General features: G+C 66.3%; 10 protein-coding genes. 3 read left to right on the top strand and 7 right to left on the bottom strand.

From position 1 onward, the window contains the following. Positions 1–152: 152 nt before the first annotated feature. The 3 genes from AC5P76_RS12905 (at position 153) to lpdA (ending at position 5,734) form a co-directional block, all read left to right on the top strand. Positions 153–2,984 (top strand): 2-oxoglutarate dehydrogenase E1 component, encoded by a 2,832-nt coding sequence (locus tag AC5P76_RS12905; protein ID WP_053515372.1) that lies wholly within the window; start codon positions 153–155, stop codon positions 2,982–2,984. Between the two features lie 42 nt (positions 2,985–3,026). Further along, positions 3,027–4,232, top strand: coding sequence for a dihydrolipoyllysine-residue succinyltransferase (gene sucB / locus AC5P76_RS12900; RefSeq protein WP_065175459.1), 1,206 nt, complete (start codon positions 3,027–3,029; stop codon positions 4,230–4,232). Between the two features lie 65 nt (positions 4,233–4,297). Beyond that, positions 4,298–5,734, top strand: coding sequence for a dihydrolipoyl dehydrogenase (gene lpdA / locus AC5P76_RS12895; RefSeq protein ID WP_053515369.1), 1,437 nt, complete (start codon positions 4,298–4,300; stop codon positions 5,732–5,734). An 87-nt stretch (positions 5,735–5,821) separates the two neighbouring features. Here the strand turns inward: lpdA and AC5P76_RS12890 are convergent, their stop codons facing one another. The 7 genes from AC5P76_RS12890 to asnB all read right to left on the bottom strand — a co-directional run bounded on the left by AC5P76_RS12890 (position 5,822) and on the right by asnB (position 14,807). Next, positions 5,822–6,079 (bottom strand): hypothetical protein, encoded by a 258-nt coding sequence (locus AC5P76_RS12890; protein WP_065175461.1) that lies wholly within the window; start codon positions 6,077–6,079, stop codon positions 5,822–5,824. Beyond that, positions 6,079–6,297, bottom strand: a complete 219-nt coding sequence (locus AC5P76_RS12885; protein WP_053515365.1) for a hypothetical protein — start codon at positions 6,295–6,297, stop codon at positions 6,079–6,081. Before AC5P76_RS12885 ends, AC5P76_RS12890 begins: the two co-directional genes overlap by 1 nt. A 118-nt stretch (positions 6,298–6,415) precedes the next feature. Continuing rightward, positions 6,416–8,005, bottom strand: coding sequence for an alkaline phosphatase D family protein (locus tag AC5P76_RS12880; protein WP_253119557.1), 1,590 nt, complete (start codon positions 8,003–8,005; stop codon positions 6,416–6,418). Then, the gene (locus tag AC5P76_RS12875) at positions 8,005–10,248 is read right to left on the bottom strand and encodes a TonB-dependent receptor family protein (protein WP_346475870.1); all 2,244 of its coding nucleotides are present in this window, start codon (positions 10,246–10,248) and stop codon (positions 8,005–8,007) included. The genes AC5P76_RS12880 and AC5P76_RS12875 overlap by 1 nt, the downstream gene beginning before the upstream one ends. A gap of 219 nt (positions 10,249–10,467) precedes the next feature. Further along, positions 10,468–11,892 carry a replicative DNA helicase gene (locus AC5P76_RS12870; RefSeq protein WP_053515359.1) on the bottom strand — a complete coding sequence of 475 codons (1,425 nt, stop codon included), beginning with the start codon at positions 11,890–11,892 and terminating at the stop codon, positions 10,468–10,470. 348 nt (positions 11,893–12,240) lie between these two features. Continuing rightward, positions 12,241–12,801 (bottom strand): NADPH-dependent FMN reductase, encoded by a 561-nt coding sequence (locus tag AC5P76_RS12865; protein WP_253119554.1) that lies wholly within the window; start codon positions 12,799–12,801, stop codon positions 12,241–12,243. A 65-nt stretch (positions 12,802–12,866) separates the two neighbouring features. Next, positions 12,867–14,807 carry an asparagine synthase (glutamine-hydrolyzing) gene (asnB, locus tag AC5P76_RS12860; RefSeq protein ID WP_459040197.1) on the bottom strand — a complete coding sequence of 647 codons (1,941 nt, stop codon included), beginning with the start codon at positions 14,805–14,807 and terminating at the stop codon, positions 12,867–12,869. Positions 14,808–14,809 lie beyond the last annotated feature (2 nt).

Below are 14,809 nucleotides of genomic sequence, written 5' to 3'. Positions count from 1 at the left end.
CACCGGGGGACGCACGATGGCCTCCGCGATGCCCCTTCGTGTCCGGATGGGGGTACAATTTGGCTGTTTGAACGCGCCTGCGCAGGGCTATTCATCTTCCTGCCGGGTCCTTCTTAAGCCATACCCCACAAAGCGAATCAACACCCTCCATCGTGGACAATCTACTGAAGCAGTTTGCGCAATCTTCGCAACTCGCCGGCGGCAACGCCTCCTATGTCGAGGACCTGTACGAGCAGTACCTCGTCTCCCCGGACAGTGTCGATCCCAAATGGAAGACCTACTTCGACGGCTTCAAGGGCCGCGAAGCAGGTGACATTCCGCACTCGGCCGTCATTTCCCACATCGCGGACGCGGCCAAGGATGCGCTGAAGGCCGGCACCGGCGCAGGTGCGGGCGACGAGCGTGAGCGCAATGTCGGTCGTCTGATCACCGCCTACCGTTCGCGCGGCCACCTGGACGCCCGCCTGGACCCGCTGGGCCTGGCTGCGCCGGTCAATACGCCGGACCTGGGCCTGCCGTTCCACAGCCTGTCCGATGCCGACCTCAACAGCGAGTTCAGCACCGGTGGCGTCGGCGGCCAGCCGCGCATGAAGCTGCGCGATCTGCTGGCGCGCCTTAAGGCGACCTACACCGGTTCGATCGGTGCGGAGTTCATGCACATCGCCGAGGTCGAGCAGCGCCAGTGGATCTACAAGAAGCTGGAACTGGCCGGCGGCAACTACCAGCTGGACGCTGACACCCAGCGCCGCACCCTGGAGCGCCTGACCGCGGCCGAAGGCCTGGAGCGCTACCTGCACACCAAGTACGTCGGCCAGAAGCGCTTCTCGCTGGAAGGCGGCGATGCGCTGATCCCGATGATGGACACCATCATCCGCAGCGCCGGCAAGGACGGCGTCAAGGACGTGGTGATCGGCATGGCCCACCGCGGCCGCCTGAACGTGCTGGTCAACACCCTGGGCAAGAACCCGCGCAAGCTGTTCGACGAGTTCGAAGGCAAGTTCGAGCACGACGAGCACGCCTCGGCCGGCGACGTGAAGTACCACATGGGCTTCTCCGCCGACGTGGCCACCGAGGGTGGCCCGGTCCACCTGGCGCTGGCGTTCAACCCGTCGCACCTTGAAATCGCCGACCCGGTCGTGGCCGGTTCCGTGCGTTCGCGCCAGGAGCGCCGCAAGGACACCGCCCGCAAGCAGGTCATGCCGATCCTGATCCACGGCGACGCGGCCTTCTCCGGCCAGGGCGTGGTCATGGAACTGTTCCAGATGTCGCAGGCCCGCGGCTTCGCCGTCGGCGGCACCGTGCACATCGTGGTCAACAACCAGGTCGGCTTCACCACCTCCAATCCGCTGGATACGCGCTCCACGCGCTATGCCACCGACGTGGCGAAGATGATTGCCGCGCCGGTGCTGCACGTGAACGGAGATGACCCGGAAGCGGTGGTGTTCGCCGCGCAGCTGGCGTTCGAGTTCCGCCAGAAGTTCGCCAAGGACGTGGTCATCGACCTGATGTGCTACCGCCGTTGGGGCCACAACGAGGCCGACGAGCCGGCGATCACCCAGCCGCTGATGTACCAGGTGATCCGCAAGCACCCGACCACCCGCGAGATGTATGCCGAGCAGCTGGAAAAGGCGGGCGTGATCGCCGCCGGCGCCGGCAAGGCGATGGTCGATGCCTACCGCGAGAAGCTGGACGCCGGCGAAGTGACCACCGAACTGGCCAAGGTCGAGAAGACTCCGCCGAGCAGCCCGCTGTTCGTTGATTGGCCGAAGCTGCTGGAAGGCAAGCTGTCCGACCCGGTCTCGACCAAGGTCGAGAAGAACAAGCTGGTCGAGCTGGCCAAGCTGATCAACACCATCCCGGACGAAGTGCAGCTGCACTCGCGCGTGGCCAAGGTCTACGACGACCGCCGCAAGATGGCCGCTGGCGAGATTCCGGGCGACTGGGGCTTTGCAGAAAACCTGGCCTACGCCACCCTGCTGGACGAAGGCCATGCACTGCGCCTGGTCGGCCAGGACGTCGGCCGCGGTACGTTCACGCACCGCCATGCGATCCTGCACGATCAGAAGACCGACAACTACTACATGCCGCTGCGGCAGCTGGTGGATTCGCCGGAGAAGGCCACCGTCATCGATTCGCTGCTGAGCGAAGAAGCGGTGATGGCCTACGAGTACGGCTTCTCCACCACCGATCCGAACACGCTGTGCATCTGGGAAGGCCAGTTCGGCGACTTCGCCAACGGCGCCCAGGTGGTGATCGATCAGTTCATCGCCGCCGGTGAAGCCAAGTGGGGCCGCATTTCCGGCCTGACCCTGCTGCTGCCGCATGGCTATGAAGGGCAAGGCCCGGAGCACAGCTCGGCGCGCCTGGAGCGCTTCCTGCAGCTGTGCGCGCTGGAGAACATGCTGGTGGTCGTGCCGTCGACCCCGGCCCAGGCCTTCCACATGCTGCGTCGCCAGCTGCACATGACCACCCGCAAGCCGCTGGTGGTGATGTCGCCGAAGTCGCTGCTGCGCCACAAGCTGGCGGTGTCGACCCTGGACGAGCTGGCCAACGGCGAGTTCCAGCACCTGATCGGCGATGCCAATGCCGACGCCAAGAAGGTCAAGCGCGTGGTGCTGTGCTCGGGCAAGGTCTACTACGACCTGCTGGAAGACCAGACCAAGCGTGGCCAGGACGACGTGGCGATCATCCGCGTGGAGCAGCTGTATCCGTTCCCGCGTGCGCTGCTGGCTGCCGAACTGAAGAAGTATGGCAAGGCCACCGACGTGGTGTGGACGCAGGAAGAACCGCAGAACCAGGGCGCGTGGTACCAGATCCGCCACCACCTGCAGTTCTGCCTGGCCGAGGGCCAGAACCTGCATTACGCCGGTCGCGCACGTTCGGCGTCGCCGGCTGCCGGTCACATGGCTGACCATGTCCGCGAGCAGCAGCAGCTGATTGCCGACGCACTGGTCAACCCGTTCAACGACCAGGTCGCTGAATAACTCTCCTCCCCTTATTTAGAAGACAAACCAGGAAGCTCCCGCATGGCCACCGAAGTCAAAGCCCCGGTACTGCCCGAATCCGTCGCCGACGGCACCATCGCCACCTGGCACAAGAAGGTGGGCGACGCCGTCAAGCGCGACGAAAACCTGCTTGACCTGGAAACCGACAAGGTCGTCCTGGAAGTGCCGTCGCCGGTCGATGGCGTGCTGAAGGAGATCAAGTTCGACGTGGGCGCCACCGTGACCTCCAGCCAGGTCGTGGCGATCATCGAGGAAGGCGCCGTGGCGGCTGCCCCGGCTCCGGCCGCTGAAGAGAAGAAGGCCGATGCCCCGGCTCCGGCCGCAGCCGCTGCTCCGGCTCCCGCCGCGGCTCCGGCCCCGGCAGCCAAGTCGGCCGCCGATGCGCTGCCGCCGGGTGCCCGCTTCACCGCCATCACCGAGGGCGTGAACCCGGCCGACGTGGACGGCACCGGCCGTCGCGGCGCGGTGACCAAGGAAGACATCGTCAACTTCGCCCGCAATGGCGGCGCCGGCAAGGCCGGTGGCGCACGTCCGGAAGAACGCGTGCCGATGACCCGCATCCGCAAGCGCATCGCCGAACGCCTGATGGAGTCCAAGAACTCCACCGCCATGCTGACCACCTTCAACGAAGTCGACCTGTCCAAGGTGTCGGCCGCGCGCAAGGAACTGCAGGACGAGTTCGTCAAGGCCCACGGCATCAAGCTGGGCTTCATGAGCTTCTTCGTGAAGGCCGCCGCCAACGCGCTGCAGCGCTTCCCGCTGGTCAACGCGTCGATCGATGGTGACGACATCATCTACCACGGCTACTCGGACATCTCCATCGCCGTGTCGACCGAGAAGGGCCTGGTGACCCCGGTGCTGCGCAACGTCGAGCGCATGTCGTTCGCCGACATCGAGAAGACCATCGCCGACTACGCCAAGAAGGCCCGTGACGGCAAGCTGAGCCTGGAAGAACTGCAGGGCGGCACCTTCACCGTGACCAACGGCGGCACCTTCGGCTCGCTGCTGTCCACGCCGATCATCAACCCGCCGCAGAGCGCCATCCTGGGCATGCACGCCATCAAGGAGCGTCCGATCGCCCAGAACGGCCAGGTCGTGATCGCGCCGATGATGTACCTGGCGCTGTCCTACGACCACCGCATCATCGACGGCAAGGACTCGGTGCAGTTCCTGGTGGACATCAAGAACCAGCTGGAAAACCCGGGCCGCATGCTGTTCGGCCTGTAAGACCTCCCGCCCTCTTCCGCGCCCGCGCGGAAGGGGGTTCCGGTAAAGCATCAAGGACTAATTCAATGGCTGAACAATTCGACGTCGTCGTCATCGGTGCGGGCCCGGCCGGTTACCACGCTGCCATCCGCGCGGCCCAGCTGGGCCTGAAGACCGCCTGCATCGACGCAGCGCTGGGCAAGGATGGCAAGCCGGCGCTGGGCGGCACCTGCCTGCGCGTGGGCTGCATCCCGTCCAAGGCGCTGCTGGATTCCTCGCGCCAGTTCTGGAACATGAGCCACATCTTTGGCGACCACGGCATCAGCTTCAAGGACGCCAAGATGGACGTCGAGGCGATGGTTGGCCGCAAGGACAAGATCGTCAAGCAGTTCACCGGCGGCATCGCCATGCTGTTCAAGGCCAACAAGGTCGCCACCTACTACGGCTTCGGCGAACTGCAGCCGGGCAACGTGGTCAAGGTGAAGCAGCACGACGGCTCGGAAGTCGAGCTGAAGGGCACCAACGTCATCATCGCCGCCGGTTCGGATTCGATCGAACTGCCGTTCGCCAAGTTCGACGGCGAGACCATCGTCGACAACGTCGGCGGCCTGGACTTCACCGAAGTGCCGAACCGCCTGGCGGTGATCGGCGCCGGCGTGATCGGTCTGGAGCTGGGCAGCGTGTGGAAGCGCCTGGGCGCTGAAGTCACCATCCTCGAGGCGCTGCCGGAGTTCCTGGCCGTCGCCGACGCCGAAGTCGCCAAGACCGCGGCCAAGGAATTCAAGAAGCAGGGCCTGGACATCCGCCTGGGCGCCAAGGTCTCCAAGACCGAGATCACCGGCAAGGGCAAGAAGAAGGAAGTCGTTGTCACCTACACCGACAGCGAAGGCGAGAAGACCCTGACCGTGGACAAGCTGCTGGTGGCCGTCGGCCGTCGCGCTGCCACCAAGGGCCTGCTGGCCGAAGGCACCGGCGTGAAGGTCAACGAGCGTGGCCAGATCGAAGTCGATGCGCATTGCCACACCGGCGTCGATGGCGTCTGGGCGGTGGGCGACTGCGTGCGCGGCCCGATGCTGGCGCACAAGGGCTTCGAGGAAGGCATCGCCGTGGCCGAACTGATCGCCGGCCTGCCGGGTCACGTCAACTTCGACACGATTCCGTGGGTCATCTACACCGAGCCGGAACTGGCCTGGGTGGGCAAGACCGAAGCACAGCTGAAGGCCGAAGGCATCCCGTACAAGGCCGGCAGCTTCCCGTTCGCCGCCAACGGCCGTGCCGTGGCAATGATCGAGCCGGCAGGTTTCGTGAAGATCCTGGCGCATGCCGAGACTGATCGCATCCTCGGCATGCACCTGGTCGGCGCCAACGTGTCCGAGCTGGTGCACGAAGGCGTGCTGACCATGGAGTTCAGCGGTTCGGCCGATGATCTGGCCCGTATCTGCCACGCCCACCCGTCGCTGTCGGAAGTGGTCCACGACGCGGCGATGGCGGTCAGCAAGCGCGCCATCCACAAGGCCAATTGATCGGCCCGGTGGCATGACAGGAAAACCCCGCCTCGGCGGGGTTTTTTTGTTTGGCCTTCTGATGTGGAGCCGAGCATGGGCCCGGCGCTACACCTTTCCAGCAGGCGGCTCCGGTGCATCGTCACAGATGCGATGCTGCACCACGGTTTCACCCACCTTCCATTCCTTCACCACCCTGCAGCGTTCCTTGGGCCTGTCAGGCTTGGCGAGCTTGGCCGCCGCAGCATCCGCTTCGTCGGCAGCGGCGGTCTGCTGGCGTTCCAGCCAGGCGGACGGTGGTGTCGCGGGCGTGGCAGGGGCTGGCGCCGCGAGCGCCAATACCAGTACCGCGATGGCCGGCGTCATCACGCAGCCACCGGACCGCGGCCGCCACCCAGCAGGCGTGCCGGCAGCATGAACAGCGCGCGCAGGAACGCGAACAGCGCCGAGAACGTGATGCCGACCAGGCGGAACGGCAGGCTCAGCAGCCACACGAACGGCCAGGCGATCAGGGCAAGGATCGCCAACGGCCAGCACAGCACGAACAGCAGGCACCACACGCCCAGCGCGAACAGGGTCTTCATCACGGTCTCCTTGCAGCGGCCCCTTGCCGCCTGCGACCACAGTGCCGCCCTGCCCCGGAGGGAGCAAACGGTTTGCGACGAAACCCGGCAGGGCGCGATGAAACCCGGAACGCAGCCGCTATACCTGCACCGCCCCCGGGCGGCCGTGGGCGACCTGGAAACGCGCGGCGGTCCGCACCGCGGCATCGGTACGCAGCACGCTGTCGGCCAAGCGCAGTTCCGCATCCACGGCCTGCCGGTTGAGCTGCAGCTTCCACCAGCCACGGCGGTCGCCGTCGAAATAGCGGATGTGCGGATTCAGGGGAATCGACGGTCCGTAGTAAGGGCCATACGGTGTGTCGTCTCCGCCACTGCTGATGGCGGGGGCGATGAACTCGGTGGCCACCACGGGAGCATCGGCCGCATCGAAGTCCAGCTTCAGATCGTTGACGAAGGTGGAATGCCAGTCGCCTCCCAGCACGATCGCATTGCCCTGCCCGCCCGCCTGCAGCGCCTGCAGCAACCGGTTGCGCGCGGCAGGATACCCATCCCAGGCATCGTTCCAGAACCGCTCGCGCGGGGTGCCGCCGTCCAGCCGCAGCTGCGCCATCAGCAGCTGCTGCACCACCACATTCCAGCGCGTGCCCCGCGCGGCCGCCATCGACTGTGCGAACCACGCCTCCTGGCCGGACCCGAGCATGCTCATGCGCGGGTCCAGTGCCGCCTCGCAGCGCGGTGACTCGCCCACGCCGCAGGGGTTGGCCGGACGGAACTGGCGGCAATCGAGCAGGCTCAGCTGCGCGAGGTCGCCGTAGCGCAGGCGCCGGTGCACCCGCAGGCCACCATTGCCGGCCGGAGCGCTGCGCATGGGCAGGTGCTCGTAGAAGGCGCGATAGGCAGCGGCCCGCCGGACGATGAAGTCCTCCACCGGCACGCTGTCCTTTTCAGGATGGACGCCGGAATAGTCGTTCTGCACCTCATGGTCATCCCAGATCACCGCAAAGGCGTGCGCGGCGTGCGCTGCCTGCAGGTCCGGATCGAGCTTGTACAGCGCGTACTGGTCGCGATAACGCTGCAGACTGACGGTCTCGCCGCTGAATCGCTCCGCATCCAGTGTGCGGCCGCGTACGTTCTGCAGTGGACTGTACTCGTACAGATAGTCGCCGGCATGCAGCACCAGGTCGACATCGCTCCGCGCGATATCACGCAGTACCGGGTAGTAGCCGCTGTTCCAGGCCTGGCAGGTGCACAGGGCCAGGCGCAGCTGCTGCAGCTGCGCGTCCGGCAGCGGCGCGGTGCGGAAGTGGCCGACCGTGCTTTCCTCATCAGCGTCGCAGGCAAAACGGTAGTAATAGTCACGGCCGGGACGAAGGCCATTGATCTCCACGTGCACCGAATGCGCCAGCTCGGGCACCGCTGCGGCGACGCCACGCTGCACCGGACGGCGCATGCCGGGATCTTCAGCCACGAACCAGCGCACCGGCACCGCCCGCGACGGCATGCCACCGCCGTTGAGCGGATCGGGGGCGAGCCGTGTCCACAGCACCGCCCCCTGCGGATCCGGATCGCCGGCGGCGACGCCGAGGGTGAACGGATCGCGGCCCAGACGTGGCCGTGGGCCTGCCGTGGCCAGCCCCGGCATCGCCGCCAGTGCGATCGCCACCCCTGTGCCCTGCCACGCCATGCGCAGCAGGCGGCGACGGTGCTCCGGATCCAAGGGCCGCTGCATCAGAAGCGCACGGTCGCCGTCGCCATCACCTGCCGCGGCGCCCCCACCTGCATGGTCGCCAGGCTGCGCGTGGGATCTGCGGCATAGGTGCCGTTGGTGTTGATCGAAGACAGGTAACGCTTGTCCGCCAGGTTGGTCAGGTTCACTGCCACTGTCAGGTTCTGCGCGGGCCCCAGGGAGCCGAAATCGTAAGCCACCGAGGCGTTGACCAGCCAGTAACTGGGAACCGACAGGTCGTTGGTATAGGTCACGTAACGCTTGCCGACATGGTTGGCGGACAGGCGCATGTCCCACGGGCCCGGCGTCCAGGCCAGGGTGCTGGCGAACATCCATTCCGGCGTATCCACGGTCTTCCTGCCGCGGGTCGGTACCACCCCGTTGTTGACGTAGTCGTCGTCGTAGGTGCTGTCGTTCCACGACAGCGCGTTGGACCAGGTGACGTCCTGCACCGGCTTCAGCTGCAGGGTCGCCTCGGCACCGCGGCTGGTCACCGAACCGACGTTGGAGAACAACGCAGGGCAGCCGAGGATGCCCACGCACTGGGCGATGGCAAGCAGGCGGTTGTCGAACTTCACGTCGTACACCGCGACCGACGCCTCATACCCCTGCCCGTAGCCGCGCCAGCCCAGTTCGATCGTGCGCGACTGCTCCGGCTTGAGGTTGCGTGCACTGGCATCGAAGGCCTGCTGCGGCACGTTGAACGGACTGCCCACGCCCAGCGCATAGGCGGCGATGTTCCTGGCGAACGAACCGAAGATTTCATTGCCTTCGTTGAGCTTGAAGTTGAAGCCGGCCTGCGGCAGCAGTCCCTTGCTGGAGGTCAGGCTGCTGTTGTTGGCATAGCTGCCCAGCGGCGTGCGGACGCGGGTGCGGGTGTGCGGCGACTTCGCGCCGATGTCCACCGTCAGGCGGTCGTCGAACAGGCGGAAGCGGTCCTGCACATAGAACTGGCGGGTGATGGTGGTGTAGAGCTGGCGCCACACGCGCTGGTCCGGATTGCGCAGGAAGAAGTCATCGGTGATCGGGCCATCGATGTAGTAGAAGTTGCGCTGCACGCTGTGGCCGTTGTCCTCGTACCACAGGCCGGCTTCCAGCTCGTGCCCGCCGACGTTCCAGGTGAACGCGGAGGTCACGCCGGTACGGTCGATCGCGTACTCGGTGGTGCGGATCGAGATCGGGATCTCGCGCGCGGTGCCCGGATTGGAAGGATTGGACGGACTGAACCAGTGGCCCTGCCCGCGGTTGCTGTGATTGTAGACATTGACCTTCAGGCGCATCGCTTCGTTGAGGCCGAAGTCGCCGGCGACGCTGGAGATATCGTCGTTGCGCAGGCCATGACCGGAGTAGTACGCATCCCAGGGGCTGTTGACGCCGCCACTGAACTGCCCGCGTGCCGCGGCCAGCGCGCGGTCCCAGTCCGGCGCGTAGTTGTCCCAGTTCCAGCCCAGGCGGTCGATCATCTCCAGCGACAGATCCTGGTAGTCCGCCTCGACCCGGCGTGATGCGTTGAACAGCGCGGTGATCCTGCTGTCCACGCCGAAGTTGTAAACGGCCTTGCCGTTGAACTGCTTGAGCTCCTGCGAGCCCTTCCCCTTCCACTTGTCGCCTTCGGAGTACACGCCGGACAGGTACGCGGCAAACCCCTGGTGCTCGCCGGTCTCCAGGCGGGCATAGCTGCGCCGCGCGTTGTCGCTGCCAAAGCCCTGCGCCAGCACCACGCCGTACTCGGTAGAAGGATCGATCGAATAGAACTGGAACACGCCCCCCAGGTTGCTGGTGGACGGCGTCCCCAGCGCGCCGATGCCGGTGGAGACTTCCGCACCGCCCAGGTTCTCGCTGATGACCGCGCGGCTGACATGAAGGCCGTTGCTGTTGCCGTAGCTCATGTTGCCCAGCGGAATGCCGTCCAGCGTGTAGCCAAGCCGGTTCTGGTTGAAGCCGCGCAGGCTGATGCTGGTCGACCACTCGTAGGCACCGGTGGCGTCACCCGACTCGAAATGCACGCCCGGCTTGCTGGCCAGCAGCTTGAGCGGATTCGCGCCCGGCGGCAGCACCTTCATGTCCTCGGCGGTGACACGCTGCACCTGGCGCGCTTCGCCGCGGCCGATCACCGAGATCGAATCGAGGGTGGTCGCCGACGGTGCATCGGAGGTGGGGGCGGTTTCAGCGGCCGCCAGCGACGGCAGCGAGGCACAGACCAGCAGAGCCAGCAGATTGCGGCGGAGCGGAGCGTGGGACGGCATGGGAGGCGGATTCCTTGGACGCGCTGGACGCCAGCGACGGGCGTCGGAAGTGGGAGGACAGCGGCGGCATGGTAGGAAGGCCCAGTTACATGTCAGTTACACGTCATGTGACCATCGCCCGGCAAGGTACGCGCCTTGCGCGCGCACCAACGCAAAGAGCCGGGCACGCGCCCGGCTCTTGCAGAACAGAAGGAGATCGCCGGCCCGCCGCCGGCAGCCCTACTCGAACGAACCGACCGAATCGTGGGCCAGATTGTCGAAACGCGTGTACTCGCCGAAGAACTTCAGTTTGCACGAACCGGTGGGGCCGCCACGGTGCTTGCCGATGATGATTTCGGCCAGGCCCTTGTCCGGTGAGTTTTCCTTGTTGTAGTAGTCGTCGCGGTAGATGAACACGATCATGTCCGCGTCCTGCTCGATGGCGCCCGATTCGCGCAGGTCAGCCATCACCGGGCGCTTGTCGGTACGCGTTTCCAGCGAGCGGTTGAGCTGGGAAAGTGCGATCACCGGCACGTTCAGCTCCTTGGCCAGGCCCTTCAGCGAACGCGAGATCTCCGAGATTTCTGTCGCGCGGTTCTCGCTGTTGCCGGGCACGCTCATCAGCTGCAGGTAATCGATCACGATCAGGCCCAGGTCGTGCTCGCGCTTGAGGCGGCGGCACTTGGAGCGCAGCACTTCCGGCGATACGCCCGGCGTGTCGTCGATGAAGATCTTGGTTTCCTTCAGCATCTTGATCGCGCTGGTGACGCGGCTCCAGTCCTCGTCTTCCAGCTGGCCGGTACGCAGGCGCTGCGCGTTGATCCGGCCATTGGAGGAGATCAGTCGCATCGCCAGCTGTGATGCGGACATTTCCATCGAGAACACCGCCACGCCCTTCTTCGACTTGATCGCCGCATACTCGGCGATGTTCAGCGCGAAGGTGGTCTTGCCCATCGCCGGGCGCGCGGCCAGGATGATCAGGTCGGTCGGCTGCAGGCCGGCCGTCATCGCGTCGAAATCGTTGTAGCCGGTTGGCAGGCCGGTGATGTTGCCGCCGTTCTCGAAGCGGTTGCGCAGTTCCTCGAAGGCATCCTTCAGCGCGCCGGGCATGGCGACGAAATCCGTACGCCCGCGTGCGCCCTGCTCGGCAATGGCGAACACGCTCTTTTCCGCCGACGCCAGCAGCTCGCTGCTGTCGCGGCCTTCCGGCTGGAAACCATCGTTGACGATGTCGGTACCGACCTGGATCAGCTGCCGCAGCACCGCCTTGTCACGTACGATCTCGGCGTAGGCCGCGATGTTCGCCGCCGACGGCGTGGTGCTGGCCAGTTCGATCAGATAAGCGCCATCCCCTACCAGCTCCAGCTTGCCCTGCGATTCGAACCATTCGCCCAGCGTCACCGCATCGAAGGGTCGGTCACGCTCGGACAGCTCTCGGATCGCGCGGTAGATCATCTGATGATCGCGGCGATAGAAGTCGGTCTCGGTCAGCTGGTCGTTGACCCGGTCGAACGCTTCGGGTGCCAGCATCAGGCCACCCAGCACCGCCTGCTCGGCCTCCACCGAATGCGGTGGCACCCGCAGCTGGTCGATGCGCGAATCATCGCGTTCGAAGCCATCACCGCGGTCTCTGCGGTTGGAACGGAAGCCGGGACGGGCGGACATGCGGCGGTGTTTCCTGCAAAAGTGGGGCCAGACGAGTGTAGGCATGCGCCGACCCTGGCGGCCATGGACAAGCCTGTGGATAAGCCGTGGAAGAACGGGGGATATCCGCCGGAGCCTGGCCAGAATGGCGCGGAGGCGTCGCACTGCCTGCGACGGGCGCCCGTGCGACGCCCGAGTGCGTCATTATCGCAGATCAGCCGGCCAGGGTCGGATTCCGTGCAGCGTACGGGCTCTGGCCCGCTCAGCTGCAAGTGGGGTCAGAGCCCGCCGCTGCGCGCCGGGATCCGACCCCGGATGTGGCTGGGGTCGGATCCCTCTGCAACGCAGAGGGCTCTGACCCCATACGTCTCAATCGCCCTTCACGTGCACCGCGATCAGCGCCAGGAACCGGTCCACATACCCCTGCAGGAATTCCCGCGTGGCCTCGTTGTGGATCGTACCGTCGGCGTCGATCAGGCCGTCCTTGAAATGAATGAACGCCTCCGGCTGGCCGAGCACATGCATGTCGAGGAAGGCCAGGCTGTTGCGCAGGTGCTGCTGGGCCACCGCGGTGCCGATCTGGCCGATGGACGCACCGATCACCGCAGCCGGCTTGCCTGCGAATGCGCTGTCGCCATAGGGGCGCGAGCCGATGTCGATGGCGTTCTTCAGCACGCCCGGCACCGAACGGTTGTATTCGGGTGTCACGAACAGCACGGCGTCGGCGGCACGCACCTGCTCCTTCAGGCGGACACACGATGGCGGGTAATCGGCGTCGAAATCCTGGTCATACAGGGGAAGATCGCGGATCTGCACGTACTGGAACCGGGCGCGGTCGCCGGCAAGCTTTTCCAGCGCATGGGCCAGCCGGCGGTTGCAGGACTCCCGGCGCAGGCTTCCAACGAACACGGCGATGGCGGGAACGGACATCGGACGGACTCCTCTTGGTGCGGGAAACCCAGCCTATTCGCCGCACCCTTTCCAGGCAGTGAAGGTCAGCCGCCGACGCTGGCCCGGACCTGGCGCCAGTGGGCCTGCCATGCCTGGAACATCAGCACGTTCCACAGATGCGTGTGCCACTTGCGCTGGCCGCCAAGGAACTGCTGCCACAGCGGCTGCACCGCGGCCGCCGACAGCACGCCTTCGCGTTCCAGCCGCGAAGGCTGCAGCAGATCGTCGGCCCACGGCCGCAGGTCGCCCTTCAGCCAGTCGCTGACAGGCGCACCGAAACCACGCTTGGGCCGGTGCACCATCGCGTGCGGGACGTATCGGCCCAGCACGCGCTTGAGCAGGACCTTGCTGGTCGTTTCACTGCGCTTGAAGCCCAGCGGCAGCGACCAGGCGAACTCGGCCACCCGCCAGTCCAGCAACGGCGCACGCGCCTCCAGGCTGACCGCCATCGAAGTGCGGTCGACCTTGCACAGCAGGTCATCAGGCAGGTAGGTCACGAAATCGGCCAGCATCATCGCGTCTGCCGGCGTGCCCGCGCCGTGCAGCGGATCGGCCAGGTCATAGAAGCTGCCAGCCGGCTGCGCACCGGGCACCACCGCCGCCGGGTCACGCCAGCGCGAAATGCGGTTGCGGTATACATCGCCGATGCCGCGGGCGCCGGTTTCGGCCAGCAGCGCCGCCAGGCCTCCCGTGCGCGATGCCTCGCCCTGCTGCTGCGCGCGGGCACCCATCCAGCGCCGCAGCGGGCCCGGCACGCGACCCAGCATCTGCCAGTTGCGCAGCGCGCGCACGTAGCGGGTGTAGCCGAAGAACAGCTCATCGCCACCATCACCGGACAAAGCCACAGTCACCCCCTGCCTCGCCAGCCGGGCCACCAGCGCGGTCGGCACCTGCGAGGCATCGGCAAAAGGCTCGTCGAACATCGTCGGCAGCTGCGGCACCACCGCCAGTGCGTCGGCTCCACTGACGTAGAGTTCGGTGTGGTCGCAGCCCAGATGTGCGGCCAGTTCCCTGGCCAGCGGTGCCTCGTCGTGGCTTGAATCCTGGAAGCCGATGCTGAAGCTGTGCACCGGCTGCCTGCTCTGCGCCTGCATCAGCGCCGCCACCAGCGACGAATCGGTCCCCCCGGACAGGAACACGCCGACGGGCACGTCCGCGACCATGCGCAGCGCCACGGCGTCGCGAAGCAGGGCATCAAGCTGCTCCTCGGCCTCCTCGATGCGGCCCTGGAAGGGTGCGGCCAGTGCGGCCTGCATGCGCGCACGCGCGTCCCAGTACGGACGCTGCGCCTGCTCCGGCCGGTGCGCGCCGGCTCCGGCGGCAACCATCGCCGCATCCACCCGCAGCACCCGGCCGGGCATCAGCTTGTAACAGCGCTGATGGATGCTGTGCGGCGCCGGGATGTAATCCAGCCGCAACAGCAGCGTCAACGCATCCCGATCGATATCGTTGTCGAACGCTGGATGCTGCCACAGTGCCTTCAGCTCGGAACCGAACACCAGCGCGTCACCGGCCCAGCCGTAGTACAGCGGCTTCTTGCCGACCCGGTCGCGGGCCAGCCAGAGGCACTGCTCGCTGCGGTCCCACAGAGCGATGGCGAACATGCCGTTGCAGCGCTGCAGGGTGTCTTCCAGGCCCCACTGCAGGATCGCAGCCAGCAGCACCTCGGTATCGGAGTGGCCACGGAACGCATGGCCCAGCGGCTCCAGTTCGGCGCGCAGGGCCGCGAAGTTGTAGACCTCGCCGTTGTAGGCCATCACATAGCGGCCGTCGGACGATGCCATCGGCTGGTGGCCCAGCGGGGACAGATCGAGGATGCTCAGCCGGCGGTGCGCCAGTGCGATCCCGGCAGCGGCATCGACCCAGGTGCCACCATCATCCGGCCCGCGATGGTGCAGCGCCTGGCCCATGGCCAGGGCCTGTGCCTGCAGTTCCTCGGCCGGCACCATCGGTGCCGGCAACAGCATTCCCGCCAATCCACACATGC

The sequence above is a fragment of the Stenotrophomonas sp. YJH_SMC_36 genome (assembly GCF_059369935.1).
This window is presented reverse-complemented; position numbering and strand designations above follow the sequence as displayed.